Raw genomic sequence first — 22,935 nt, 5'->3', positions numbered from 1 at the left:
ACTCTAGTCCATGACCGGGTCCAGTTCAACACGCAAGTTTTTCAGGATGTATTCCTGTCTTTCCCTAGTGTTTTTGCCCATGTAGAAGGAGAGCAGGTCCTTCACCTTGTGTGAGTCTTCCAGGCGAACGCGGTCCAGGCGCATTCCTTCCCCGATGAAGGCCTTGAATTCCTGGGGGGAGATTTCGCCCAGGCCCTTGAACCGCGTTATTTCCGGGTTTTTGCCCAGCAGGGCGATGGCCGCTTCCCGCTCCGCGTCCGAGTAGCAGTAGATGGTCTGCTGCTTGTTGCGCACGCGGAAGAGGGGAGTTTGGAGGATGAAGAGGTGGCCCTCCCGGATCAGCTCCGGGAAGAACTGGATGAAGAAGGTCATCAGCAGGATGCGGATGTGCATGCCGTCGTCATCGGCGTCCGTGGCGATGACCACCTTGTCGTAGCGCAGGTCTTCCAGCCCGTTTTCAATGTTCAGGGCATGCTGGAGGAAGTTGAATTCCTCGTTTTCATAGACGACCTTGCGGCTCATGCCGAAGGAGTTCAGCGGCTTGCCGCGCAGGGAGAAGACCGCCTGGATTTCCGCATCCCGCGCCGTGGTGATGGAGCCGGAGGCGGAGATGCCTTCCGTGATGAAGAGGGTGGTTTCCCCCGCGCGGGCGTGCTTGGAGTTGTAGTGCACGCGGCAGTCCCGGAGGTTCTTGTTGTGGATTTTGGCCTTGCGGGCGTTTTCCTTCGCCAGCTTCTGGATGCCGGAGAGTTCCTTGCGGTCCCGCTCGGAGTCTTTGATCTCTGGCTTCCAGGGCTTTGGCCGTCTCCGGGTTTTTGTGCAGGTAGTTGTCCAGCTCCCTGGCGATGAAGTTGCCTACGAAGGTGCGGATGGTTTCCCCTTCCGGGCTGATGGTATTGGATCCCAGCTTGGTCTTGGTCTGGGATTCGAAGACGGGTTCCTTTACCTTGATGGAGATGGCGGCCACGAGGGAGGAACGGATGTCCCCGGCCTCATAGTTTTTCTTGAAAAAGTCCCTCAGGGTTTTGACGATGGCCTCCCGGAAGGCCGTCTGGTGGGTGCCCCCCTGCGTGGTGTGCTGCCCGTTGACGAAGGAGTAGTGCTCCTCCCCATACTGGCCGCCATGGGTGAAGGCCACCTCGATGTCGTGCCCTTCCAGATGGATGATGGGGTACAGCGGTTCCTCGCTCATTGCCTCCGTAAGCAGGTCCAGCAGGCCGTTTTTGGAGACGTAGCGGCGTCCGTTGAAGTGCAGGGCCAGCCCCTTGTTGAGGTAGGAGTAGTACCGGCACATTTTTTCAATGTATTCCGGACGGAACTGCGTGGTTACGGGGAAAATGTCCGGGTCTGCGTGGAACGCCGTGCGGGTGCCGTTGGGCTCCTCCGTGGCGCCGTCCTTCCGTCCTTTGGGGAGTTCCTTCCCGCGGCAGAACTGGTAGGAGCGCGTTTCCCCGTCGCGGTAGGCCTGGATTTCAAAAAAGTCGGAAAGGGCGTTCACCGCCTTGATGCCTACGCCGTTAAGCCCTACGGATTTCTTGAAGGCGTCGCTGTCGTACTTGGCTCCGGTATTGATTTTCGCGGCGCAGTCCAGCAGTTTGCCCAGCGGAATGCCGCGTCCGAAGTCGCGCACCTCGCACAGGCCGTCCGGAGTCACGTCAATGGTGATTTTTTTGCCGAAGCCCATGACGAATTCGTCAATCGAGTTGTCAATGACTTCCTTCAGCAGGACGTAAATGCCGTCATCCGGAGAGGTTCCGTCGCCCAGTTTGCCGATGTACATCCCCGGACGCATGCGGATATGCTCCCTCCAGTCCAGGGTTTTAATGCTGTTTTCGTCGTAGGCCATGTGCAGCGGGGTCGCGCCTATTATAGCGGAGCCCCCGGAATTTGCGAAGAAAAAATGCGTGCCCGTCCATTTGCGCCCAATGGGGGCTTGACCCGGAGGCCGTCCCTTGGTGGAATCCATGGCGTATGATCAGTTGCAAGGCTCCGTGCAAGGTGAACGTTTCCCTCCGCGTTCTGGGTAAGAGGGCGGACGGTTTCCATGAAGTGGATACCGTGATGGTTCCCCTGGAATTGTGCGACGTGCTGGAGTTTTTCCCGGCGGACGGCCTGGAAATGAGCTGCGACGCCCCGGGAGTTCCGCTGGATGAAAGCAACCTGGTCATGAAGGCGGGGCGGCTGATGGAGCGGGAGCTGGGACGGCCCATGCCGTGGCATGTGCGCCTGGTCAAGAACGTGCCCCATGGCGCGGGGCTGGGCGGCGGCAGCAGCGACGCCGCGTGCGTGCTGTCCGCCCTGAATGAGCTGGAACACGGCGGCCTGTCCCGGAGGCGTCTGGCGGAGCTGGCCGGGGAGATTGGTTCCGATGTGGGATTTTTCATTTATGGAATGGCGTGCCGCTGCACCGGACGCGGGGAAAAGGTGGAGCCCCTGCCGGAATGGAGGGAATGGCGCCCCTGGATCGTTCTGCTGAAGCCGTCGTTCGGCGTTTCCACGCCGGACGCCTACCGCCGCTGGGCGGGTTCACGGGAATTGCCGGGCATACCGTACGGGGAGCAGCGGGTGGACGGCCATGTGCTGGTGAATGATCTGGAAAGGCCCGTGTTTGAGAAGCATTTGTTCCTGGCGGAGATGAAGCGATGGCTGCTGGAGAGGCCCGGCGTGCGCGGCGCCATGATGTCCGGCTCCGGCTCCACCATGTTCGCCGTGGCGGAGGATGAAGAAGCGGCCTGCAAGTTGATGGAGGACGCCGCGCGGGAACTGGACCCCACGCTGTGGATGTGGTCCGGGCTTGTGATGCGGGAGGGCGCCCGGTAAAAACATGGTTGTGCAGGAGGCCTTGCCTTGACGGCGGGGGATGCATGCCGTTACACTCCGTCCATGATTAAAAGTTTGTTTGCAGGTGTGATGGTGGCGGCTGCGTGCGCCGTCCAGGCCGGTGAATACGGAGACAGCGCCGTCCAGGCCGCCCGGGAGCTTTCCGGAGCGGTGAAAACGGGGGACATGATGTGGATGATTGAGAAGATGTACGCTCCCATGAAGAAGCAGCTTGTTTCTTCCTTCCCGGGAGGGGAGGCCGCCTTCATGAAGACCATGAGGGAAAAGATGCAGGGAGCCGCCGCCGTGATGAAAGAGCGCGGCATGGTGGTGGAGACGTATGAAATAGGCCAGCCTACGGCGGAACATCTGGTGAAGAATGGAGACGAGGTGCTGGTGGTGCTCCCCACGCGGATGGTCATTTCCATGAAGCGTCCGGACGGGATGCCTGTAAAGATAGAGAATACAGGCGTTCTGGTGCTGGTGAAGGATTTGAAGGACAAGGGGCCCTGGACGTTCATTGATGCTTCCAAGATGAATGCGAATGCCCTGCGCTCCATGTTCTATGACCTGCCGGAAAAGGTGAATCTGCCGCCGGTTTCCTCCCGCCAGCTTCCCGTGGGCCAGTAGGGAAGCGTTCCCGTATGAATGGCGCCGGGGCAGATGACGTGGAAGGCGTTAGCGCCTTTGAGGCTTATGTCCACCGGGCATTTGCCCCGGACGGGTTGTTCTCCCGCGCCAGGGATTTTGAATACCGGGCGGAGCAGCAGAATATGGCCCTGGCCGTAGCGAGGGCTCTCCAGGTGGACGCCCCGCTGCTGGTGGAGGCCGGAACGGGCGTAGGCAAGTCCCTGGGCTATCTGCTGCCGGCCGTGAAGTTTGCGCTGGATTTTGACCGGAAAGCGGTCATTTCCACGCATACCATCAATTTGCAGGAGCAGTTGTTCAACAAGGATATTCCGCTGCTGCGCGCCGCCCTGGGGATTGATTTTTCCGCCGCCCTGCTGAAAGGCAGGCAGAATTACCTGTGCCATACCCGCCTGCGGCGCGCGCTGGCCCAGATGGATTCCCTGTTTACGCAGGGGGAAGCCGCGGAGCTGACGCGGATTCAGGACTGGGCGCTGAGAACGCAGGACGGCACCCTGAGCGACATGGCGTTCCGTCCGTCTCCCAAGGTATGGGCCATGGTGTGCAGTGAACCGCATGCGTGCAGTATGCGCCATTGCGGCCCCTCCTGTCCGTACCAGGTGGCCCGCAAGAGGGTGCTGGAGGCCAAGGTGGTGGTGCTGAACCATACCCTGTTTTTCGGCCTGATGGCCCAGGCGGAGGATTCCGAGGAGGCGGGGTTCGTTTTTCCCGGGGATTTTGTGGTTCTGGATGAGGCCCACATGATTGAGAACATCGCTGCCCGGCAGCTGGGCGTGCAGCTCTCGGAACCGCATCTCAATTATGAACTGCTGCGGATGTTCAATCCGCGCACGCACAAGGGCCTGCTGAAACCGCTGAACAATCCGGCCCTGTTCCAGCGGGTGCAGGACGTGATTGACGCTTCAGGCCTGTTTTTCCAGAATGCGCGGGATGACCTGGGGTTTGCGGGTTCCGGCAAGATTGTCCGCATTCTCCAGCCGGAATGGTCCCAGGACATTCTTTCCCTGCCTCTGGCGGAATTGATTGGAGAATTGAAGAGGGAGGGCGCGAAGCAGGAGGAAAACGTGGCCGTGAAGGATGAACTGGCGGACATGGCCGCCCGCATGGAGGAGGCGCAGGCCTCCCTGAAGGTGCTGATGGACATGACGGAGGAGGGGCACGTGTACTGGGCGGAGCGGTCCGGTCCGGAGGGAAGGAACATGAGCGTGTGCTCCGCCCCCGTGGAGGTGGGCGATATCCTGAGGGAGCGCCTGTTTTCCGCCGGGCGTTCCGCCATTCTGACCTCCGCTACGCTGGGGACGGGGGATGCGGACATGGGCTACTTTGCGGGGCGCGTGGGTGCGGAAAGCGTCCGGAAGCTCCAGATAGGCAGTCCGTTCAATTACCGGGAGCAGATGAGGCTGATCGTGGCCCGCTCCATGCCGGAGCCGGACCAGCCGGAGTATGCGGAAGTGCTGCCGGAATGGATTAAAAGGTATCTGGCGGAGTCCCGCGGCAGGGCCTTCGTGCTGTTCACCAGCTACCGGCTGATGGTGCAGGTGGCGGAAAAGGTGCGCCCGTTCTGTGAAGAACAGGGATGGTCCTTGTACGTGCAGGGGCAGGACATGCAGCGGCATGCCATGCTGGAGGCGTTCCGGAAGGATGTGAACAGCGTGCTCTTCGGCACGGACAGTTTCTGGACCGGGGTGGACGTGCCCGGAGAGGCCCTTTCCAATGTTATTGTGACGCGCCTGCCGTTTGAGGTGCCGGACCACCCGCTGGTGGAATCCCGCTTTGAGAGCATCAGGGCGCGCGGGGGGAACCCGTTTTACGAGTATTCCGTGCCCGTAGCCATTCTGAAGCTGCGGCAGGGGGTGGGGCGGCTGATCCGCACCAGGAGCGATTCCGGCATGGTGGTGATCCTGGACCCCCGCGTAGCCACCAAGAGGTACGGGGCGCGGTTCATCAAGTCCCTGCCGGATGCCCGTCTGGAGTTTGTGTAAGGAGTTTTCCTCCTTAAAATTGGCCGGAGTTCTCCCTCTCCCTGCCGTACTGCATCAGGCGGTAGCTGAGGGGTTGTTCCAGGCGCGCTTCTTCCAGCAAAGCGCAGTCGGCGAAAATGTCCGGAACGGGCGCGTCCGCCAGAATGGATCCATCCTTCATCACGATGCAGCGGGTGCACAGGTCCATGACCATGTCCAGGTCATGGGTGGCGATGATTTTGGTATGGGAGAATTGGCGCAGGAGGCTGATGAGGGTGCGGCGGGAGGCCGGGTCCAGGTTCGCGCTGGGTTCGTCCAGAACCAGGATGTCCGGGGTCATGGAGAGGACGGTGGCGATGGAGACGGCGCGTTTTTCCCCGCCGGAAAGGTGGTGGGTCATCTTGTCCGCCAGGGCTTCCGCATGGACGTCCCGCAGAGCCTGCCGCACGCGGCGGCTGACTTCTTCCGGAGGGAGGCCCATGTTGAGCGGGCCGAAGGCCACGTCCTCCCGGACGGTAGGCATGAAAAGCTGGTCGTCCGCCTGCTGGAATACCATTCCCACGCTTTCCCGGACGCGGGCGACGGTTTTGGGCGTGACGGGGATGTCCCCCACCCGCACCTGTCCGGAGGAGGGCTCCAGCAGGCCGTTGAGGTGCAGGAGCAGGGTGGATTTTCCCGCTCCGTTCCCGCCCACGACGGCAACGGATTCCCCGTGGGTGATGCGCAGGGAGACGCGGTTCAGCGCCGGAGGAGAATCGGGGTAGCTGAAGCACAGGTCGATGGTTTCTACAAGGTGGTGGCTCATGAGAGGAGGCTGCGGGCGCACTGGCCCGCCAGCATGGTGACGTTAAAGCAGCGGAACAGGATGACGAGGGCGCAGAAGAGAATGCCGCCCGCCACGCCGCGCATGGTGATGACGCCGGGGGCGCTGACGAATTCGGGGTCTTCCCCTCCCCGGCACAGGACGGCCTGGTAAATGCGTTCCGCGCGACCGAAGGTGCGCAGCAGGAGCTGGCCGGTCATGGCCCCCCAGGTGGAAAGGGGGACGGAACCGGAGCCTCCCCTCCGGGAGCGGAACGCCATCAGCATGTTCTGGAATTCATCCATCAGGATGAAGGCGTACCGGTACAGGAAGGCCAGGAGCGTGATCAGGATGCGCGGCGCGCCGAGCTGCCTCAGGCCCCGGCAGAGCGGAGCGAAGCCCGTGGAGGCCAGCAGCGTGAAGGCTCCCAGGATGGTGAGCATGCACCGCAGGATGATGGAGATGAAGGAGATGATGCCCTGTGTGACGGGAATGCCGAACCATTCTCCCGCCGGCGTCCTGTCCACCAGCGGGTTGAAGAGGCCGATCATGACGGCGACGGGCAGCAGCCACAGGGTGCGCTTCAGCAGGTAGCCCGGGGGAGCCCCGCCATGCGGATGACGCAGACCGGGAACAGGAAGAAGGGCAGCAGCCCCGTGATTTCCTGCGGCGGCCAGGAGAGCACGCAGATTTGAAAGACGAGGAAGGCCCCTATTTTAATACGGGCGTCCAGACGGTGGAATCCGGTGTTTCCGCAGGAAAACCGGTCCATCTGGCGGAATTGCCGCGCGGCGTCCGTGAACAGGGGCATGGGGGGTCAGCGGGGGCAGTGGCTGTGCGGTTTTCTGCCGAACAGGAAGCCGGCCGCAAAGACCAGGGCGGCAATGATGACGCTCCCCAGCACGCCGGCCAGGCTGGTTTCAGGGTTGACGATGGAGGAGGCTCTCTCCGTCTCTCCGGAGGAGGCTGTTTCCTCCGCGGCGGGGAGGGCGTAGTCCGGCATGATGGCGGTGGATGCCTGTACGGATTCCAGGCTGCGGTGGAGGGAGGAAGGCTCCGCCAGGCTGGTTTCTTCCGACCCGGTGACGCCGGCCACGGACCATTCCAGGCCGTCCGGGTAGGCGGAGGCGAACCAGGAAAGGGCCGCCCCGCAGAGCAGGGCCGCTACCGCAAAGATGCCCAGAACGGTGAAGGAGGCTTTTTTGACGGGGCCGGTTTCCAGATCAGCCGGGCGCAGCAGGGAGGGCTGGGCCTTGCTGATGAAGATGACGATGGCCGCCGTGGCGAGTCCTTCCACCACGCCGATGGCCAGATGGATGGGAAGCATCAGTTCCACGAACTGGGCGAAGGGCAGCGCGGAGATGCCGGAGGCCGTCGTTTCCAGCACGACGGAGAAGGCCCCCAGCTGGAGCCCGATGACGGCGGCGGTGATGCTGGCCAGCGTGATTCGGCCCGTGCCGGGGTTTTTCCGGCCAGGGGCCTGTAAATGAAGGGGTAGGCTACCAGGCAGGAGAAGAAGCCCATGTTGAAGATGTTGCAGCCCAGGGCCAGCAGCCCTCCGTCCGCAAAGAAAAGCGCCTGCACCGCCAGGATGGCCGCCATGACCAGGAAGCCCGCATACGGCCCCAGCAGGACCGCCAGGATGAGGCCGCCGCCCAGATGGCCGCTGGACCCGGTGCCCGGAATGGTGAAGTTCAGCATCTGGCAGGCGAAGATGAAGGCTCCCAGAACGCCCATGAGCGGGACGAGCCGCACTTCCTTTTCCTGCCTGACCTTGCGCGCGCAGAGCGCCGTGATCGCGGCGGAAGCCGCCCACATGGTGCAGCCTACCGCCGGTGAAATGAAGCCGTCCGCCATATGCATGATGTTTGTGTCTTTCTATTGGATGAAGTGAAGTATTGGTAAGAGCCCCGGACCGGGCAGATTGGCGCCACTTTAGCACAAACACCGCAAAGCCGAAGAAGGAAATGCGGCAACGGGTATAAGTATTTTCCCCGCGCCGCGCGGCCTTGCTCCCTGCGCGGGTCCGGTGGACCGTGTTCCCCGGCAATAGCGCCTTTCCGGGGGAGGGGGAGCGCGTTTTCTCCGAGTGTATCCGGCGGGAATTTGGCTGCCGCGCCGTGCCGCCCAGGCGTGCCGCGCGGCGGATGTGGACGGATTGGGCGTGATGCAGACGGGGAAGCGGTTTGCTAGACGGAACCCATGATGAATTTTTCCATAGCTAAGTGCTTGTTTTCCATAGGCGGGTGCACGACGATCCTGGGCAATATTTCCGCAGATACGGCCGTATCTTCCGCCGGAGCCATCGGCGGCCTGGGCGTTCTGACGATTGCCGTGAATTATACGCTGAACCTGCTCAAGAAGAAGGATGAGCAGTTGATGGCGAAGGACGCCCGCATTGAAGCCCTGATGGACCGCCTGATTGACAAATGCCCGAATTGCGAGCTGGCGAAAGCGGCCAACAAGTCCCTTCTGGAGGATGAATAGCGGAAGGCGCCGGGATGCTTACCTTCCGGCCGCGTCCGGCGTGCGGGTGTAGACCTCCCGGTTTCCGTCCGTGTTCAGAATCAGCGTGGTTCTGCTGAGTCTGTCAATGGTGGAGGTTGTGGTGAAGAGGGAGGAGTTCCCGTTGCCTATGCTTTTCCCCGTCAGGGTCAGGCGCTTGCCGTCCAGTTGCCAGCTCCGGTAGAGAAGCGTGCGCATGTTGATGGATCTCGCCCTGCCGTCCGGCAGGAGCTGCATTCCCTGCACGTGCCCCGGCTGTCCGGGGACGGGCTGGGTCCAGGAGCCGGAAAGGCTGGACGGAGTGGGCTGCATGGAGCAGGAGGCCGCCGCCAGTGAGAGGGCCGGAAGAAGGAGGAAAAGGCGCATGGCGGCGGGTGGTCAGCGCTGTTCCCTGATGACTTCCGTACCGATGCCGTCCGGAGTGAAGATTTCCAGCAGCAGGGTGTGGGGCAGGCGTCCGTCAATGAAGTGCACCTTGCGCACGCCCGCGTTCAGGGCGTCAATGGCGGAGTGGATTTTGGGAATCATGCCGCCGGAAACGGTGCCGTCTTCAATGAGGTCCAGGGCTTCCGTGCGCGTGACGGATTTGATGAGGGTGGACGGGTCCGCGGGGTCCTTCATGATGCCGGGAACGTCGGAAATGTAGATAAGCTTGACCGGCTTGAGCTCCTTGGCAAGGGCCGCCGCCGCCAGGTCCGCGTTCACGTTGAGCGGCTTGTGGGTGCCCAGCTCTTTCGCCAGGGGGAGACGATGGGGGTGATCTGGAGTTCCAGCGCTTCCGTGATGCGGTCTGTCAGGCAGCCGATGACGTTGCCTACTTCACCGATGTCCACGGGGTTGCCCTGTTCGTCCTTTTCCTGGATGCGTTCCCCCACGAAGATTTCCGTGCCGGGAATGCCTACGCCCTTGCCTCCGTAGTCGCGGAACATCTGGACGAGGCCGGGATTGATGGTTCCGGAGAGGGTGCGTTCCACGATGGAAATGGCTTCCGGCGTCGTGACGCGCAGACCGTTGATGAAGCGGGCCTCCAGCCCGGCTTCCGCCATGGCCTTGGAGATGGCCTTGCCGCCGCCGTGGACGATCACGGGGTTGAAGCCCAGGACTTCCAGCAGAACGATGTCGCGCATGAGCTTCTTGACCAGGCGGGCGTCGTCCATGGCGCTGCCGCCGAATTTGATGAGGAATGTCTTGTCCCGGTAGGCCTGGAGGTAGGGGAGGGCGCCGACAATGACGGAGGCCTGTTCAATCAGGCGGGTGATTTTGGAGTCCATATCAATCATGAAACGGTAGGAGTGGTTGACAAAAAGAGAGGGAGGGAGTCCGCGGCAGGGGCCGTTCAAAGCAGGCGCCTGCTCCTGAAATAAACCAGGGGAAGAATGATGGAAACGAGCATGACGACCAGGGAGATGTAATAGCCGTATTCGTTTTCCAGGCCGGGCATGTGGGAGAAGTTCATTCCGTAGATGCTGGCGATGAGGGTGGGGGGCATGAAGACCACGGCCGCCACGGTGAAGATTTTGACGATTTCGTTCTGCTCGATGTTGATGAGGCCCAGAACGGCGTCCAGCATGAAGTTCACGTTGCTGGAAAGAAAGTTGGCGTATTCCGAGAGGGACGTGACGTCGCGGCTCAGGGGGCGCAGCTTGATGTACAGGGTGGAGTTGGTGTCGTCCAGGGCCTCTTCATTGCTGGCGTACGTGAGCAGGCGCAGAAGGTTGACCAGGCAGTCCCGCTGGCGGGTGAGCAGGTCCCCCACGCGGCCCAGGTCCTGGAGCGTGAGGCGCAGGGCGCTGGAGACGGGTACGCGCTTGCTGGCCTTGCCTTCCGGTTCGTCCCTGCGGAAGATGTTTTTGGAAAGGCGGTCCAGTTCCGCGCCGAAGCGTTCCAGGACGTCCGCCTGGCGGTCCACGATGGTTTCCAGCAGTCCGGTGAAAACCTGGTCCCGGCTGATCTGCTTCTGGCGCAGGAGCTGGTGGGAGAAGACACGGAAGGAGTAGGAGTCCGAGTGGCGGATGGTGATGATCTTGGCCCCCATGAGGACGAAGGTGATTTCCGACAAGGAGGGGGATTCCGTATCCACGCGGCTGAGCACCGTGGTGGTCATGAAGCGGGCGCCGTCTTCCGTGTACAGGCGGCTGGTGGCCTCAATTTCCCTCATCTCGTCGTAGGTGGGCATCTCCAGCCCGCAGAGGCGTTCCACAAACTTGATTTCCGCCGGTTCAGGGGTAAGGAGGTCAATCCAGAAGACGGAGTCCAAGTTCTGTTCAGCCGCATCCACCTGGGTGGTGCGCTCAATGCCTTCCGGGGTTTGACGATAGAGTCGAATCATGCCGTTGATTTCGGTGGGGGGATGGAACGATGCCGTGCATGATGTCGAGTGACACCCAACGCGGGCATGATGCCTTGTTTGTACAGGGAAGGGAAGTAAAAAGGGTGACAAAAAGAGGCCCGGTTCCCAAGGTGGGAACCGGGCCTGCCGAAAAAGAAAGGGATGCGCGCCGCTTAGGCGTTTTCCTTGACGACCACCTTGAGCGTGGCTTCCACCTGGGGATGCACCTTGATGGCGACTTCGTGTTCGCCTTCGCTCTTGATCGGCTTTTCAAGCTCAATCGCGCGGCGGTCCACTTCCACTCCCTGAGCGGTCAGGGCATCGTGAATGTTCTGGTTGGTGATGGCGCCGAACGCCTTGCCGCCCTGACCCACTTCAAGGGTAAGGTCTACGGTCAATCCGTTGATTTTGGCGGCCACTTCCTGGGCGGCGCTGAGTTCTTCCGCTTCACGCTTGGCGCGGGCGGCCTGAAGATTGGCGATGAAACGGCGGTTGGAGGCCGTTGCTTCGTGGGCGAGACCCTGGGGGATGAGGTAGTTGCGGCCATAGCCAGCCTTAACGGTCACCAGGTCGGCTTCCGCGCCGAGTCCTTCAATTTTTGTTGCGAGAATTACTTCCATCGTTGCCATGGCTAAAAAGAAATGGTTATTTGTGAGCGGTTGAAGTAGTAAGTATTCGCCCGAATGTCAAGACAAGAGCGATAAAAAGGGCGTTTTTTTATGTTTTGGGAGGAAAAAATCCCCCCGGCTGTCATGATAGGTGACATTGCGCTTGCTTCACGGGGCGGTAGTATGTAGGGAAAGGAACCGCATTTGTCGCGTTCGCTCCCGGAGAGGAGGGTTCGCCCGCGGGTACATTACAGATATTTGATCTTATGGCTATTCAGCGCGCATTGATATCCGTTTCCGACAAGACCGGCCTGGAGGAGTTTGCCAAGGGCCTGCACGAGTTTGGAGTAGAGCTTATTTCCACCGGCGGCACCGCCGCTTTCCTGAAAGGCCTGGGCCTTCCGGTGATTGAAATTTCCGACTATACCGGGGAACCGGAATTGTTTGAAGGACGCCTGAAGACGCTTCACCCCATGGTGCACGGGGGCCTGCTGCACCGCCGCGACAATGAAGAGCATGTGCGCCAGGCGAAGGAAAACGGCATCAAGCCCATTGACCTGGTCTGCGTGAACCTGTACCCCTTTGAGGAAACCGTCGCCAAGCCGGACGTCACGCTGGAAGAAGCGATTGAAAAGATCGACATCGGCGGCCCGTCCATGCTCCGTTCCGCCGCCAAGAACTACGCCTCCGTCACCGTCGTGTCCGATCCCGCGGACTACGCGCGCATTCTGGATGAAATGCAGACCCACAAGGGAGACACGACCCTGAAAACCCGCGAAAACCTGGCAGTGAAGGTGTTCATGCGCACCTCCAATTACGACAACGCCATTACCAACTACCTGGGCCACCAAAGCGCGGAAAGCACCAAGGGCAGCTTCTGCATCTGCGCGCCCCTGTACCAGGAACTGCGCTACGGGGACAACCCCCACCAGGAAGCCAGCCTGTACGGCAGCTTCGGGGACATTTTCAACCAGCTCCAGGGCAAGGAGCTTTCCTACACGAACGTGCTGGACATCGAAGGCGCCGCCGAGCTGATCACCCAGTTCCGCCGCCCGACGGTGGGCATCCTGAAGCACACGAACCCCTGCGGCGTGGGCCAGGATGACGAGGACCTGCGCAACGCCTGGCAGAAAGCCTTTGAAACGGACACGCAGGCCCCCTTCGGCGGCGTGATCGTGGTCAACCGTCCGATGACGGAAGGCCTGGCCCGCGTGCTGAGCGCCATTTTCACGGACGTCATCATCGCCCCGGAATACGATGCGGAAGCCCGCGCCCTTCTCCAGAAGAAGAAAAACTGCCGCATCATCCGCATGAACACGGAAGCCTGGATGAAGGCGCGCCGCGAACCCATCATCCGCTCCGCTCCCGGCGGCTTCATGACCATGAAGCGGGATACGGACGTGATGGGCCTGGACAATCTGGAAGCCAAGGTTGTGACCAAGCGCCCCCCGACGGAAGAAGAACTTACCGCCATGCGCTTCAACTGGCGCGTCGTGAAGCAGGTGCACTCCAACGCCATCGTCTTCGGCGGCACGGACCGCACGCTCGGCATCGGCGCCGGGCAGATGAGCCGGGTGGATTCCGCCCGCATTGCCGTCTGGAAGGCCGGACAGGCCGGCCTGGACCTGAAGGGCAGCGTGGTGGCTTCCGACGCCATGTTCCCGTTTGCGGACGGCCTCCAGGTAGCCATTGACGCCGGGGCCACCGCCTGCATCCAGCCCGGCGGTTCCATCCGGGACGAGGAAGTGATCGCCGCTGCGGACGCCGCGGGGATTGCCATGGTGTTCACGGGGCACCGCCATTTCCTCCATTAATTTGAATGATCGGCCCCGTCCCCTTGTCTTAAAACCGATATGTTGCTAGGTGTAAATATAGACCACATCGCCACGCTGAGGCAGGCCCGCTATGCGACCATGCTTGATTCCTTCAACGTGGAGCCGAGCGTTTTGGACGCCGCCTACGCGGCGCAAAGGGGCGGGGCGGATTCCATCACCCTCCACGTCCGGGGGGACCGCCGCCACATGCAGGATGCGGACGCCCTGAGCGTCCGTGAGAGCGTGGCCCTTCCCCTGAACCTGGAAATGGGGAATACCCCGGAGATGGTGGACTTTGCCCTTCGGCTGAAACCGGACTATGTCTGCATGGTTCCGGAAAAGCGTGAGGAAATTACTACGGAAGGCGGCCTGGACGCCGTCTTTCATGAAAAGGAACTGGCCCCCACCATGGCAAGAATGGCTGACAACGGCATTCAGGTGAGCCTGTTCATTGATCCGGAGCTGGCCCAGGTGGACGCCGCCGCCCGTCTGGGAGCGCCCATGGTGGAGCTTCATACCGGATGCTTTGCCAACCACGCCGGGAAGGAACGCACGGCGGAGCTGGCCCGTTTGAAACGCGCCGCGGAGCTGGCCCACTCCCTGGGCATCCAGGTGAATGCAGGCCATGGCATCAACTACCAGAATCTGGAACAGCTGATGGACGGCGTGCCTTACCTGCATGAGCTGAACATAGGCCATACGATCGTAGCCCGCGCCCTCTTTGTGGGGATGGAGCAGGCCGTGAGGGAAATGCGCCAGGCGATCGACCGCCTGAGCTGATATTCCCGTTTCAACTTTAACCCCCGGTTGCAGGAACATGAGCCGTATTGCAGGATTGGGAATGGATTTGATCGACCTGGACCGCGTGCGCCAGGCCCTCCAGAAAAACGGGGAGGCATTTGCCCTGCGTATCTGCACCCCGGATGAATGGGCCTATTGCCGGAAGCATGCGGACCCCGTGCCGAGCCTGGCGGCCCGTTTTGCGGCCAAGGAGGCCGTGGCGAAGGCCCTGGGAACGGGAATAGGGGAAAAATGCGCTTTTACGGATGTGGAAGTGGTGCGCAATGATGCGGGCGCTCCCTCCATCCTGCTGCACGGCACAGCCGGAGTGACGGCCCGGGAGCAGGGCGTCACGGGCTGGTTCCTGACCATGACCCATTCCCGCCTGAGCGCCGCAGCCGCCGTCATCGCCCTTGCCGAAGCCCCGGAATTTTCCTGACGCTTCAGAATCGCCGCAAGCCTTGGCCGCTCCCGGGACCGTTTTCCCTGAACCAAAGCCGGCTGGAACATACCGGGTCCTGAGCCCAGGAAATTTCTACAGGATGCCTTGCCAGCGGCGCCGATGAATACCGTGTTCCTACAGGTTTTCAAGGTTCTTCTTGATGACTTCCCTATTCAGTTCGCGGAGGGCGGCCAGAGTTTCAAAACTCGGCGCTTCGGAAAAATCGGTTTCCAGTTCTTTCACTCTCTTTTCATAGTCCGCCGCATGGCCGCCATCCCTTTTCAGGATGGAGATGTTTTTCCGGGTTTCATCCGCAAGCTCTGAAAACGTCTTCCGGTCGGGGATCGGGCTCCAATTGATGGACTTCAGGAAGCTCTCCACCTCCGGAACCGTCACGTTGAAGAATTCCGGGCGCACCTCCTCCGGCTTCCGGTCTTTGAAATAACTTATGGCAAAACTGAAGCTGTCCGACTCCGGCTTCAGCTCAAATTTGATATCATCTCCATGAATCCGGATCTGGCGGAGGGATTCTTTTTCAAAAACGATGAACGTGCCGAACTCCTTGTAAGCATAGCGGTTGAAGTTCATTACCCCGTTTCCCCCGGTTGTTTTCGTCAGAACCCAGTCCGGCTTTCCGCATGGTTTTTCCCCGTCTCCTTCTTTCAGGGCGAATTGCGACTTCAGTTCCGGCTTCCCGTAACCGTGAACCGGCGACGCCCAGACTTCATACAGTTGTCCGGGATAACTGACCTTGACGAACAGCCAGTCCGGGCGATCCTTGAACTGCGCTATCCTGACGTCCAGAACACTGTTTTCCGGGCGGAACGTGAATACGGCCATTTCCATCTTGCCGTTTTCTACGGTGTCAATTTTTTCCGCGACTTTCCGGTCCAGCAGTGTTTTGCCGTCCTTGCCGATCACGGCAAGGAAATTGACGGGACTCCAGCTTCCGGGAGTATTGGGGTTCCTCCAATATTCGATGCCGAATCTGAAATCCCCCCATTCCTGCTGAACCGGCTTGTTGTCATTGGGATTGGTAACGGTGTGGTAATTGATTTTTCCGTTGCCAAGGTTGACGGTATGGCGGGTCACAAGGACGGGAGTTCCCTTGCGGTCAAATTTCTCTTCTTTCTTTTCAATGGAGGGGGCGGCGTACAGCAGTGTGGTGCACAATCCGGCCAGTACGGTCAGGGTGAGTTTCTGCATGATTATTTTACCTCTATTTCGTGTTGGGTATTCAAGCCTGTAGCCGCGTCTTCAATGGTGATGCGGTATGCGCCGGGAAGATCGTTAAAGGCGAAATCCAGCGGGTATTCCGTCTTGCCGTAAATGGTTTTGCTGCGGTGCAGAATTTCCCTGCCGTCCGGGGCCGTTACCGTAATCCGGTACGCGCGTTCCCGGGGATTGGCCGGTCCGGAAATCTTAAGCAGGGCCCGGGCGCCTTTGGCCACCTGGGCCGGAGCGGTTACCACGGGCGGCTGCTGCTCCCGGTCAAACAGGGCAAAGCAGCGGAACGGCGCATTGGAGAATTTAAAGACAAGCTTGTCTGATTTCCCCACCAGTCCTTTGCGGCACTCATAGATGTATTTTTCTTCCGGCAATTTGGCGGTGAATGATTTGCCGAGGTCCTTTTCCTGGCCGAGGGCGCCCAGCAGTTCGAATTCTCCGGCCTTCCGCGGACGGACCATCAGGGTGTCGCTGAAATCGGGGATGACGGCCAGAGGACGGACTCCGGCGTTTTTCACCACCTGGTCAAGGAACGTGTTCAGGGAGGAGCCGGGCAGGGAATTATTTTCCAGAACGGAGAGGGAGGCATTCAGCAGGATGGCGTTTCCTTTGCCGGCCTTGCGGAGCTGCAGGCCCGGATTGCCGTGGACTGCATGGGCCTTTTCTCCCGCCAGGGCCAGGGCTCCGCTTGTGCTTTCATAAGGCTGGATTTCGAGCTCTTTCGCCTGGCCGAACGTCAGGTTCCCGAAAAGTTCGCCCAGGGGGTTCACAGTGCGTTTTTTCAGGTTTTCGTTCAGGATGGCGATATTGGCGTCAGCCAGTACGGTGCCGCCGGATTTGACGAAATCCAGAATGGCCGCGCACTCTTTGTCGCTCAGGGAGGAAGCTTCGCAGAGGAAGAGGAGCCGTGCGTTTTTCAGGCGTTCCAGGGTATTGGGCGAGACGAAATTGAAGCCCAGCCCGCGCTGGTAGCAATACCGGAGCAGCGGATTCATGCTGGCGTCCGGCTTGACGCAGCGGCTGTCCGCCTGGGCGGCGGAATTGGAGGTGTGGCTGTAGTAGAACAGGATGCCGGTATCCGGAAACGGGGTTTTGATCAGCAGCTGTGCGAGGCCGTAGTTCAAGTCATCAAGATAGGGCATGTACTGGCGCAGGTATTCCGCCTCGGAGAGATCGCCGGAATGGCTGGTTTCTCCCAGGGCGGGGTTGATCAGGAACCAGGCGTGGCCGTTGATCGCTCCCTGCAGCAGGTGTTCCCAAAGTTTGTATGGATAGGATGAACGCTCCGAGCAATACCCGCCCCACCAGATGGTCCGGACCCGGTCCGCGCCGAATGCGCGCAATGCCTCGTTCTCCTGCATGCCGCTGTAAGGGCCCCAGAAGTCCAGCCCTTTAATCATTTCTTCAAGGTTGCCGGGAGGGGAGCCTTCCGCGCCTACCCGGGCTCCGGGATGAACCTTTTTGATTTCCGCCGCCAGGAAATGATGCATGTCCACGTACATTTTTTCAATATATTCCCGGTGGTCATTGTAAGCGACCAGATTTCCCGTTTTTTTGGCCGCGTCCAGCCGGAGGTGGGGCACTTCACCGAATCCGGCATAGGAGGCGCCGTATTCAAGGTTCAAGTTTTCCATGGTCTGGTACTTCTGCCGCAGGAAATCGGCGAACGGCTGTTTATCCGATTCTCCGAACCCGGCGTCGTAAGTGTAAAAATTTTCGTCGCCCAGGTTGTACAGCATGGGGCTCAGGTCTTTCAGGTATTCTGCCTGGCGTCGCAGATCGTCGCTCCAAAGTTTCCGGACCAATGGATGGTAGAATGATTCGTCACCGTTCAACGTACCCAGCTGCTCCATATTTTCTTTCTGTTCGGACCACAGCTTGCGCAATACCCTGGTTTCATTGTTCGGCCCGGCTTCCATCCCGATCCGGCAGATGTACGGACACAGTTTTTCGTTCCGCAGGGCGTTTTCAATATCTCCCTTGGTGAAAAATTGCAGGGATACGTTCCAGCCGAGGCGGTCAATGATCCGTTCCCCGAAGGCCGGGTTGAAGGTGCAGCCAACCTGGCCCCAGGTAAGCTGGAGATAATCCTCCAGGGAATAATCCGGGAAAATCACCGGATTTTCAGCATGTGCCGCATTGCCCCGGGCATCGTAAACGGTGCACCGCAGATAACCGCCGATGGTCGGCATCCGGTAATTTTCAAGGTCGAATGAAAGCTCTTTCTTTCCGGCTTCCAAAGGAAGGGTCTTGCTGAACCATACATTGCGGTAGGGAGCGTCCATCAGCTCCACTTTGGCGGAATAACCGTCCTGCGCGGGTGAAGCCAGTTTCAACGTGACGGAGAAGGGGCCGCGGTCCTGCACCAGCCTGGGCGTTTCCACTGATACGGCCCCGAAAGCGGATTCCACCGTAAAGGGAAAGGCGCCGAAGTTGACCAGCGCGCCATCCCGGCGGACCAATACGTCTGCGGTATATCTTCCCGCCGGAAGGTTCGTGAAATCAAGGCTGTTCCGGATGACGGAATTATCCGCCTGCCGGATACGGCCCACAGCAACGGTTTTTTCCGGAGGGGTTACGGCAAATTTGCCGTTGTCCTGCCGTACTGAGAATGCCGGCAGTTCCACTCCGCTGGCGTAATAGAGCACCTGGGCCAGAAAAGCCTGAGACGTTTCATAGAGGAAGAACCAGTCCGTGGTGTAGCTGAAATACGGCGTCAGCCCCACCCCTGGCCGGTAGCCCGCGCCGTAATCGACTTCAACGATCCGGCCATTGCCGAACTGCCAGGCGTTGAAAATACGCGATTCAAAGTTTTTAGGCCTGGTTCCGGGAAGGCTGTTGCTTCCGGCAACCCATTCCGGCCGGGGCAACGGCTTGGCGTACGGTTTTTTATAAGGCAGTTTCTTAAGTTCGGACCAGGGTTCGCCGGATTGAATCCGGACCAGGCCGGTTCCGTTCCGCACCATCGACATCAGGCGGAATTTCTGCTCATCCGGCAGGACCGCAAAATCGACGTTTGCCACGACCACCAGATCATAATCCTTTGCCAGTTTGGCGGCCAGTTCCTGGCGTTTGTCGGCGGTGCTCAGCCCCGCAATCGGATTGCTGTAAATATCGTCCGCTCCGATGCTATGTTCATTGGCTGTGAGAACCACTTCATATTCAAAGCCCGGGAAGCGCTGGACCAGCTCAATGATCTCGCGCGAGGCCGTCTGCTGCATGATAAAAAGTATTTTCTTATGGGGAAGCTCGCCTTTTTCATCCCATGCGGCATGGGGCGTTTTCAGGGTCATTCCGGCCTCATTAATGTAAGTGCCGTCCAGTTTGCCGAATACGGGAGCAACAAGGCCCGTCAGCAGGATGCAGAGCAATAGCGGTAACCGTTTCATCAATTGGTATCTTTCTTTTTTGAGTTAATTCAGGCTTTCTTCCAGGGCAATTTTCCATTTGAGCGCCCGGCAGCGCTCTTTCAGGACGTAAAGGCGCCTTAATCCGCTGACCGTGGTTTTTTCTTTCTCCAGAACACGGCATTCACGGTTGATCGCATCCAGTTCTTCCCGGTACTTTTTAAAAGCGGATTTCCCGCAGGCCCGTGCCAGTTCGGCTGATAGCTTTTCAATTTCCGCGAATTCATTGTTCTTCACCTGGCCGGGTTCCGTAAGGACACTTTTACCTTTATCTCGCAGGATCAGGGTGTCGCCAGCCATGGCGCACCATGGCTCTTCCGCGGAACGCGACAGCAGGGCGGATATCTTTTCCGGCGAGACGGTGTCATTTGCTCCCTGGAAGTAAATATAGCCGAAGTTGCGCGGGCTCGAATATCCGCCCAGCACCGAACTGGCGGCTCCGGCAAAATTTCCGCCGGAGTAGGCATAACGGACGTGGCAGAACATCCAGATATCGGACGTTTCCGCTTTGGCGGGCAGGTCGCTCCAGGGGAAAAACGCTTCAATCGTCCAGCGGTCCTTGCCGATGGAGGTCCGGGCGGTCCAGTCGGTGCCGCTCCAGTCATTCTGATAAACGGCGGCGTCCCGGCGGCGGAAATCGGCGCGCGTTCCGATGCAATTGACCTTGAAACAATGGTAGCTTATTCCATTGGCCCTGGCATCGAAAAAGATTTCGGCGCAGTCGTCGGTCCAAATGGCGGCGTTGTCAAAGTCGGTAATGATCTTCCTCAATTTTTCCGGATGCTCCTCGAAATTGATGATGCCCAGGTAGATTCCTTTTTCATCATACAGCATACGGAATTCCGTCTTGAGTTTTCCCGGAGTCGGCTCCGCGCAATTGTAAACATAATAATGACGGAATACGGCCGCTTTTTCCCAGGCTGCCTCGTTCAGGCAGCCGTCGACCACCGGCGCTTTTCCCTCAACCGGGCTGACGACATAAAAGGAAAGCTCGCGGGGAGGGGCGGAGAGCGCCAGTCCGCTGACCAGGCTCAGTATAATGAAGCTTAATTTCATCTCTTTAACATCCTTGAAATGCCGTTTCCTTATATATCATGACCCTATTGAACCGGGTACTATGCAAGCCGTCCCGGATGAATGCGGAGGGATAAGTGGCCGCGGCATCATGCCGGGAATGACCCAGCAACACATGCCGCGGCCATAAAATTCCATCAAAACACACGGTTGGACATATTCTTACTATACCCGTTTTTCGATTTCTTTCTTTCAGAAGAACCCGGAATAAAAATAGCGGCTCAAGTAAAAATAAAACTGCAACCCACAAGATTGCTGAATATTTTACTCAGGAAGAAAACGATTTTTGCTTTTCTATCCATGCAGTATCATTACAACTCTTTAAGCCCTTCATTTTCCACGTACCCATAACATGGAAAGGACACGGATTTCCACGATCTTTTAATCGGTATCCGATGGCTGTTGGAGATTTTTGACCATGCCGTAAGAGTGAGCTGGCTGCATGGGTGAATCCCCCGGCATCTTCCTGAGCTTCAGGATTCGTACGTGCAGCGTCCCGTCATTCAAATTCCACTTCTTTTTGTAAGCTCCCTGTTTATGCCAGTTGCCGCAAGGGCGCGCGGCGCTCCATGAGCGTGTTTGGAGAAGATGCGGGGGAATAAAAAAGAGGCTGTCCCGCGGATGGGACAGCCTCTGCTGTTGAGTTGACGCTCAGTCAGGAGTTCCGCTTAGGAGAAGCTCTTGATGAGGATCTGGCGCTGTTCTTCCAGTTCGGCCGGGAGCTTTTTGCCCACCTTGTCGAACAGTTCGGTCTGGCTTTCCAGTTCAGCCTTCCATTCGCTCGGGTTGAGAGCCATGTTGGCGTTGAACTGTTCTTCGCTGTAGTCGATGCCGGTCTTGTCCAGTTCGTCGTAGGTCGGGGAGACGCCCAGCACGGTCTTCTGGCCTTCCGCCTTGCCCTTGGCGCGGCGGAGGATCCAGTCGAGGACGCGCATGTTGTCGCCAAAGCCCGGCCAGATGAAGTTGCCGTCCTTGTCCTTGCGGAACCAGTTCACGTTGAAGATCAGCGGAGGATTGGCAACGGTCTTGCCCATGTCCAGCCAGTGCTGCCAGTAGTCGCCCACGTTGTAGCCGATGAAGGGAAGCATGGCCATCGGGTCGCGGCGGACCTGGCCGATGTTGCCGAAGGCGGCGGCGGTCATTTCGGAACCCATCGTAGCGCCGACGTATACGCCGTGCGTCCAGTCGCGGGACTGGAAGACGAGGGGCATGGTGGTGGCGCGGCGGCCGCCGAACAGGATCGCGGAGAGGGAAACGCCTTCCGGGTTCTGCCATTCGGGGTCGATTGTCGGGCACTGGGCGGCGGGAGCGGTGAAGCGTGCGTTCGGGTGAGCGCACTTGCGGCCACAGTCCGGGGTCCAGTCATTGCCCTGCCAGTCGATGGCGTGGGCGGGAGCGGGGCCGTCCATGCCTTCCCACCAGACGTCGCCGTCGTCGGTCAAGCCTACGTTGGTGAAGATGACATTTTCCTTGATGGTGTCCATGGCGATCGGGTTCGTCTTGTAGGACGTGCCGGGAGCCACGCCGAAGTAGCCGTTTTCCGGGTTGATGGCGTGGAAGGTGCCGTCTTCATGGGGCCAGATCCAGGCGATGTCGTCACCGATGATGGAGGTCTTCCAGCCGGCTTCACGGTAGGAGGCGGGGGGAACGAGCATGGCCAGGTTGGTCTTGCCGCAGGCGGACGGGAATGCGCCGCCCACATAGGCCTTCGTGCCGTCCGGGGATTCAATGCCCAGAAGGAGCATGTGTTCGGCCATCCACTTGTTCTTGCGGGCGATGGCGGAGGCGATGCGCAGGGCCAGGCACTTCTTGCCGAGCAGGGCGTTGCCGCCGTAACCGGAACCGAAGGACCAGATTTCTTCCGTTTCCGGGAAGTGGCAGATGTATTTTTCTTCGTTGCAGGGCCACGGCACGTCAATCTGGCCGTCTGCAAGCGGGGCGCCCACGGTGTGGAGGCAGGGAACGAAGGTTCCGTAGCCGTCGCGCTTCGGGTTGCCGCCGCCCTTGACTTCGTCTTCCAGACGCTTGAGAACGGTTTCGCCCATCTTGGTCATGATGCGCATGTTGACCACGACGTAGGGGGAGTCCGTGATTTCAATGCCGATCTTGGCCAGGGGGAGTCCAGGGGACCCATGCAGAAGGGGATCACGTACATGGTACGGCCCTTCATGCAGCCCTTGAAGAAGCCCTTCAGTTTGGCCTTCATTTCAACGGGGTCGGCCCAGTGGTTGGTCGGGCCTGCGTCTTCTTCCTTCTCGCTGCAGATGAACGTGCGGTCTTCCACACGGGCCACATCGGAAGGGGTGGAACGGGCGAGGAAGCATCCGGGGCGCTTCTCGGGGTTCAATTTGATAAAGGTGCCCTTTTCTACCATCATGTTGCAAAGCTCATCATTTTCTTCCTGAGAGCCGTTGCACCAATAGATGGAGTCGGGTTGGCAAAGCTGGGCGATTTCGTCGACCCACTTCTTAGCTGCTTCGTGAGTGGTACTCATGGTGGAAATAGTGTATGCACGGAA

18 protein-coding genes and 3 pseudogenes are annotated in these 22,935 nt (G+C 59.5%); 7 read left to right on the top strand and 14 right to left on the bottom strand.

What is annotated here, in order from left to right; genetic code table 11:
- Window positions 1-3: 3 nt before the first annotated feature.
- Window positions 4-1,846, bottom strand: a pseudogene (locus PVA48_RS03400) (DNA topoisomerase IV subunit B).
- Between the two features lie 125 nt (window positions 1,847-1,971).
- On the opposite strand from PVA48_RS03400, the gene ispE reads away from it, so the two are divergent.
- The 3 genes from ispE to PVA48_RS03385 all read left to right on the top strand — a co-directional run bounded on the left by ispE (window position 1,972) and on the right by PVA48_RS03385 (window position 5,450).
- The gene (gene ispE / locus PVA48_RS03395) at window positions 1,972-2,820 is read left to right on the top strand and encodes a 4-(cytidine 5'-diphospho)-2-C-methyl-D-erythritol kinase (RefSeq protein WP_102728687.1); all 849 of its coding nucleotides are present in this window, start codon (window positions 1,972-1,974) and stop codon (window positions 2,818-2,820) included.
- A gap of 63 nt (window positions 2,821-2,883) precedes the next feature.
- Window positions 2,884-3,450, top strand: a complete 567-nt coding sequence (locus tag PVA48_RS03390; protein WP_146018182.1) for a hypothetical protein — start codon at window positions 2,884-2,886, stop codon at window positions 3,448-3,450.
- 14 nt (window positions 3,451-3,464) lie between these two features.
- The gene (locus PVA48_RS03385; protein ID WP_102728688.1) at window positions 3,465-5,450 is read left to right on the top strand and encodes an ATP-dependent DNA helicase; all 1,986 of its coding nucleotides are present in this window, start codon (window positions 3,465-3,467) and stop codon (window positions 5,448-5,450) included.
- Between the two features lie 13 nt (window positions 5,451-5,463).
- Here PVA48_RS03385 and PVA48_RS03380 read toward each other — a convergent pair whose 3' ends face one another.
- From PVA48_RS03380 to PVA48_RS03365, 4 genes and pseudogenes are all read right to left on the bottom strand, one after another.
- Window positions 5,464-6,234 carry an energy-coupling factor ABC transporter ATP-binding protein gene (locus tag PVA48_RS03380; RefSeq protein ID WP_102728689.1) on the bottom strand — a complete coding sequence of 257 codons (771 nt, stop codon included), beginning with the start codon at window positions 6,232-6,234 and terminating at the stop codon, window positions 5,464-5,466.
- The gene (locus tag PVA48_RS03375) at window positions 6,231-6,800 is read right to left on the bottom strand and encodes an energy-coupling factor transporter transmembrane component T (RefSeq protein ID WP_423232490.1); all 570 of its coding nucleotides are present in this window, start codon (window positions 6,798-6,800) and stop codon (window positions 6,231-6,233) included. Before PVA48_RS03375 ends, PVA48_RS03380 begins: the two co-directional genes overlap by 4 nt.
- A 14-nt stretch (window positions 6,801-6,814) precedes the next feature.
- Window positions 6,815-7,042 carry a hypothetical protein gene (locus tag PVA48_RS03370; protein ID WP_423232230.1) on the bottom strand — a complete coding sequence of 76 codons (228 nt, stop codon included), beginning with the start codon at window positions 7,040-7,042 and terminating at the stop codon, window positions 6,815-6,817.
- 6 nt (window positions 7,043-7,048) lie between these two features.
- Window positions 7,049-8,094 (bottom strand): annotated as a pseudogene (locus PVA48_RS03365) (energy-coupling factor ABC transporter permease).
- Window positions 8,095-8,433: 339 nt separating this feature from the next.
- Between PVA48_RS03365 and PVA48_RS03360 the strand changes: the two are divergent.
- Window positions 8,434-8,718, top strand: a complete 285-nt coding sequence (locus PVA48_RS03360) for a hypothetical protein (RefSeq protein ID WP_022398122.1) — start codon at window positions 8,434-8,436, stop codon at window positions 8,716-8,718.
- An 18-nt stretch (window positions 8,719-8,736) separates the two neighbouring features.
- Here the strand turns inward: PVA48_RS03360 and PVA48_RS03355 are convergent, their stop codons facing one another.
- From PVA48_RS03355 to rplI, 5 genes are all read right to left on the bottom strand, one after another.
- The gene (locus PVA48_RS03355; protein WP_102728692.1) at window positions 8,737-9,102 is read right to left on the bottom strand and encodes a lipocalin family protein; all 366 of its coding nucleotides are present in this window, start codon (window positions 9,100-9,102) and stop codon (window positions 8,737-8,739) included.
- Between the two features lie 12 nt (window positions 9,103-9,114).
- A complete protein-coding gene (locus PVA48_RS03350) occupies window positions 9,115-9,441 on the bottom strand; it encodes a hypothetical protein (protein ID WP_423232229.1) in 327 nt (108 codons plus the stop codon).
- Window positions 9,438-10,016, bottom strand: a complete 579-nt coding sequence (locus PVA48_RS03345) for a hypothetical protein (RefSeq protein WP_423232228.1) — start codon at window positions 10,014-10,016, stop codon at window positions 9,438-9,440. The genes PVA48_RS03350 and PVA48_RS03345 overlap by 4 nt, the downstream gene beginning before the upstream one ends.
- 56 nt (window positions 10,017-10,072) lie before the next feature.
- Window positions 10,073-11,065: a magnesium transporter CorA family protein gene (locus PVA48_RS03340; RefSeq protein ID WP_022398119.1), complete on the bottom strand. Its 993-nt coding sequence runs from the start codon at window positions 11,063-11,065 to the stop codon at window positions 10,073-10,075.
- A 173-nt stretch (window positions 11,066-11,238) separates the two neighbouring features.
- The gene (rplI, locus tag PVA48_RS03335; protein ID WP_022398118.1) at window positions 11,239-11,694 is read right to left on the bottom strand and encodes a 50S ribosomal protein L9; all 456 of its coding nucleotides are present in this window, start codon (window positions 11,692-11,694) and stop codon (window positions 11,239-11,241) included.
- A 245-nt stretch (window positions 11,695-11,939) separates the two neighbouring features.
- Here rplI and purH point away from each other — a divergent pair, with 245 nt between their 5' ends.
- From purH to acpS, 3 genes are read left to right on the top strand one after another with little or no spacing between them, the layout of a single operon-like run.
- Window positions 11,940-13,487 carry a bifunctional phosphoribosylaminoimidazolecarboxamide formyltransferase/IMP cyclohydrolase gene (gene purH, locus PVA48_RS03330; protein WP_022398117.1) on the top strand — a complete coding sequence of 516 codons (1,548 nt, stop codon included), beginning with the start codon at window positions 11,940-11,942 and terminating at the stop codon, window positions 13,485-13,487.
- A gap of 39 nt (window positions 13,488-13,526) precedes the next feature.
- Complete coding sequence (locus PVA48_RS03325) at window positions 13,527-14,267, top strand: pyridoxine 5'-phosphate synthase (RefSeq protein ID WP_022398116.1); 741 nt, start codon at window positions 13,527-13,529, stop codon at window positions 14,265-14,267.
- Window positions 14,268-14,304: 37 nt separating this feature from the next.
- On the top strand, window positions 14,305-14,706 hold the full coding sequence (gene acpS, locus PVA48_RS03320) for a holo-ACP synthase (protein WP_215442325.1): 402 nt from the start codon (window positions 14,305-14,307) through the stop codon (window positions 14,704-14,706).
- Between the two features lie 138 nt (window positions 14,707-14,844).
- Here acpS and PVA48_RS03315 read toward each other — a convergent pair whose 3' ends face one another.
- The 4 genes and pseudogenes from PVA48_RS03315 to PVA48_RS03300 all read right to left on the bottom strand — a co-directional run bounded on the left by PVA48_RS03315 (window position 14,845) and on the right by PVA48_RS03300 (window position 22,911).
- Window positions 14,845-15,915: a hypothetical protein gene (locus PVA48_RS03315; RefSeq protein ID WP_102728693.1), complete on the bottom strand. Its 1,071-nt coding sequence runs from the start codon at window positions 15,913-15,915 to the stop codon at window positions 14,845-14,847.
- A gap of 2 nt (window positions 15,916-15,917) precedes the next feature.
- Window positions 15,918-19,325 carry a hypothetical protein gene (locus PVA48_RS03310; RefSeq protein WP_423232227.1) on the bottom strand — a complete coding sequence of 1,136 codons (3,408 nt, stop codon included), beginning with the start codon at window positions 19,323-19,325 and terminating at the stop codon, window positions 15,918-15,920.
- A 24-nt stretch (window positions 19,326-19,349) separates the two neighbouring features.
- Window positions 19,350-20,399 (bottom strand): carbohydrate-binding family 9-like protein, encoded by a 1,050-nt coding sequence (locus tag PVA48_RS03305; protein WP_102728695.1) that lies wholly within the window; start codon window positions 20,397-20,399, stop codon window positions 19,350-19,352.
- A gap of 686 nt (window positions 20,400-21,085) precedes the next feature.
- A pseudogene (locus PVA48_RS03300) lies at window positions 21,086-22,911 on the bottom strand (phosphoenolpyruvate carboxykinase (GTP)).
- Window positions 22,912-22,935: the final 24 nt, after the last annotated feature.

The sequence above is a fragment of the Akkermansia sp. JRP_AM1 genome (genome assembly GCF_049262625.1).
Classification (GTDB): domain Bacteria; phylum Verrucomicrobiota; class Verrucomicrobiia; order Verrucomicrobiales; family Akkermansiaceae; genus Akkermansia; species Akkermansia massiliensis.
This window is presented reverse-complemented; position numbering and strand designations above follow the sequence as displayed.

Excerpts from the sequence above, each read along its gene's own strand:
- PVA48_RS03390 (WP_146018182.1), top strand. The coding sequence starts at position 2,884 with ATGATTAAAAGTTTGTTTGCAGGTGTGATGGTGGCGGCTGCGTGCGCC.
- PVA48_RS03345 (WP_423232228.1), bottom strand. The coding sequence starts at position 10,016 with ATGATTGATATGGACTCCAAAATCACCCGCCTGATTGAACAGGCCTCC.
- PVA48_RS03385 (WP_102728688.1), top strand. The coding sequence starts at position 3,465 with ATGAATGGCGCCGGGGCAGATGACGTGGAAGGCGTTAGCGCCTTTGAG.
- PVA48_RS03310 (WP_423232227.1), bottom strand. The coding sequence starts at position 19,325 with ATGAAACGGTTACCGCTATTGCTCTGCATCCTGCTGACGGGCCTTGTT.
- PVA48_RS03360 (WP_022398122.1), top strand. The coding sequence starts at position 8,434 with ATGATGAATTTTTCCATAGCTAAGTGCTTGTTTTCCATAGGCGGGTGC.
- rplI (WP_022398118.1), bottom strand. The coding sequence starts at position 11,694 with ATGGCAACGATGGAAGTAATTCTCGCAACAAAAATTGAAGGACTCGGC.
- PVA48_RS03380 (WP_102728689.1), bottom strand. The coding sequence starts at position 6,234 with ATGAGCCACCACCTTGTAGAAACCATCGACCTGTGCTTCAGCTACCCC.
- PVA48_RS03315 (WP_102728693.1), bottom strand. The coding sequence starts at position 15,915 with ATGCAGAAACTCACCCTGACCGTACTGGCCGGATTGTGCACCACACTG.
- PVA48_RS03340 (WP_022398119.1), bottom strand. The coding sequence starts at position 11,065 with ATGATTCGACTCTATCGTCAAACCCCGGAAGGCATTGAGCGCACCACC.
- PVA48_RS03370 (WP_423232230.1), bottom strand. The coding sequence starts at position 7,042 with ATGCCCCTGTTCACGGACGCCGCGCGGCAATTCCGCCAGATGGACCGG.
- acpS (WP_215442325.1), top strand. The coding sequence starts at position 14,305 with ATGAGCCGTATTGCAGGATTGGGAATGGATTTGATCGACCTGGACCGC.
- PVA48_RS03305 (WP_102728695.1), bottom strand. The coding sequence starts at position 20,399 with ATGAAATTAAGCTTCATTATACTGAGCCTGGTCAGCGGACTGGCGCTC.
- ispE (WP_102728687.1), top strand. The coding sequence starts at position 1,972 with ATGATCAGTTGCAAGGCTCCGTGCAAGGTGAACGTTTCCCTCCGCGTT.
- purH (WP_022398117.1), top strand. The coding sequence starts at position 11,940 with ATGGCTATTCAGCGCGCATTGATATCCGTTTCCGACAAGACCGGCCTG.
- PVA48_RS03325 (WP_022398116.1), top strand. The coding sequence starts at position 13,527 with ATGTTGCTAGGTGTAAATATAGACCACATCGCCACGCTGAGGCAGGCC.
- PVA48_RS03355 (WP_102728692.1), bottom strand. The coding sequence starts at position 9,102 with ATGCGCCTTTTCCTCCTTCTTCCGGCCCTCTCACTGGCGGCGGCCTCC.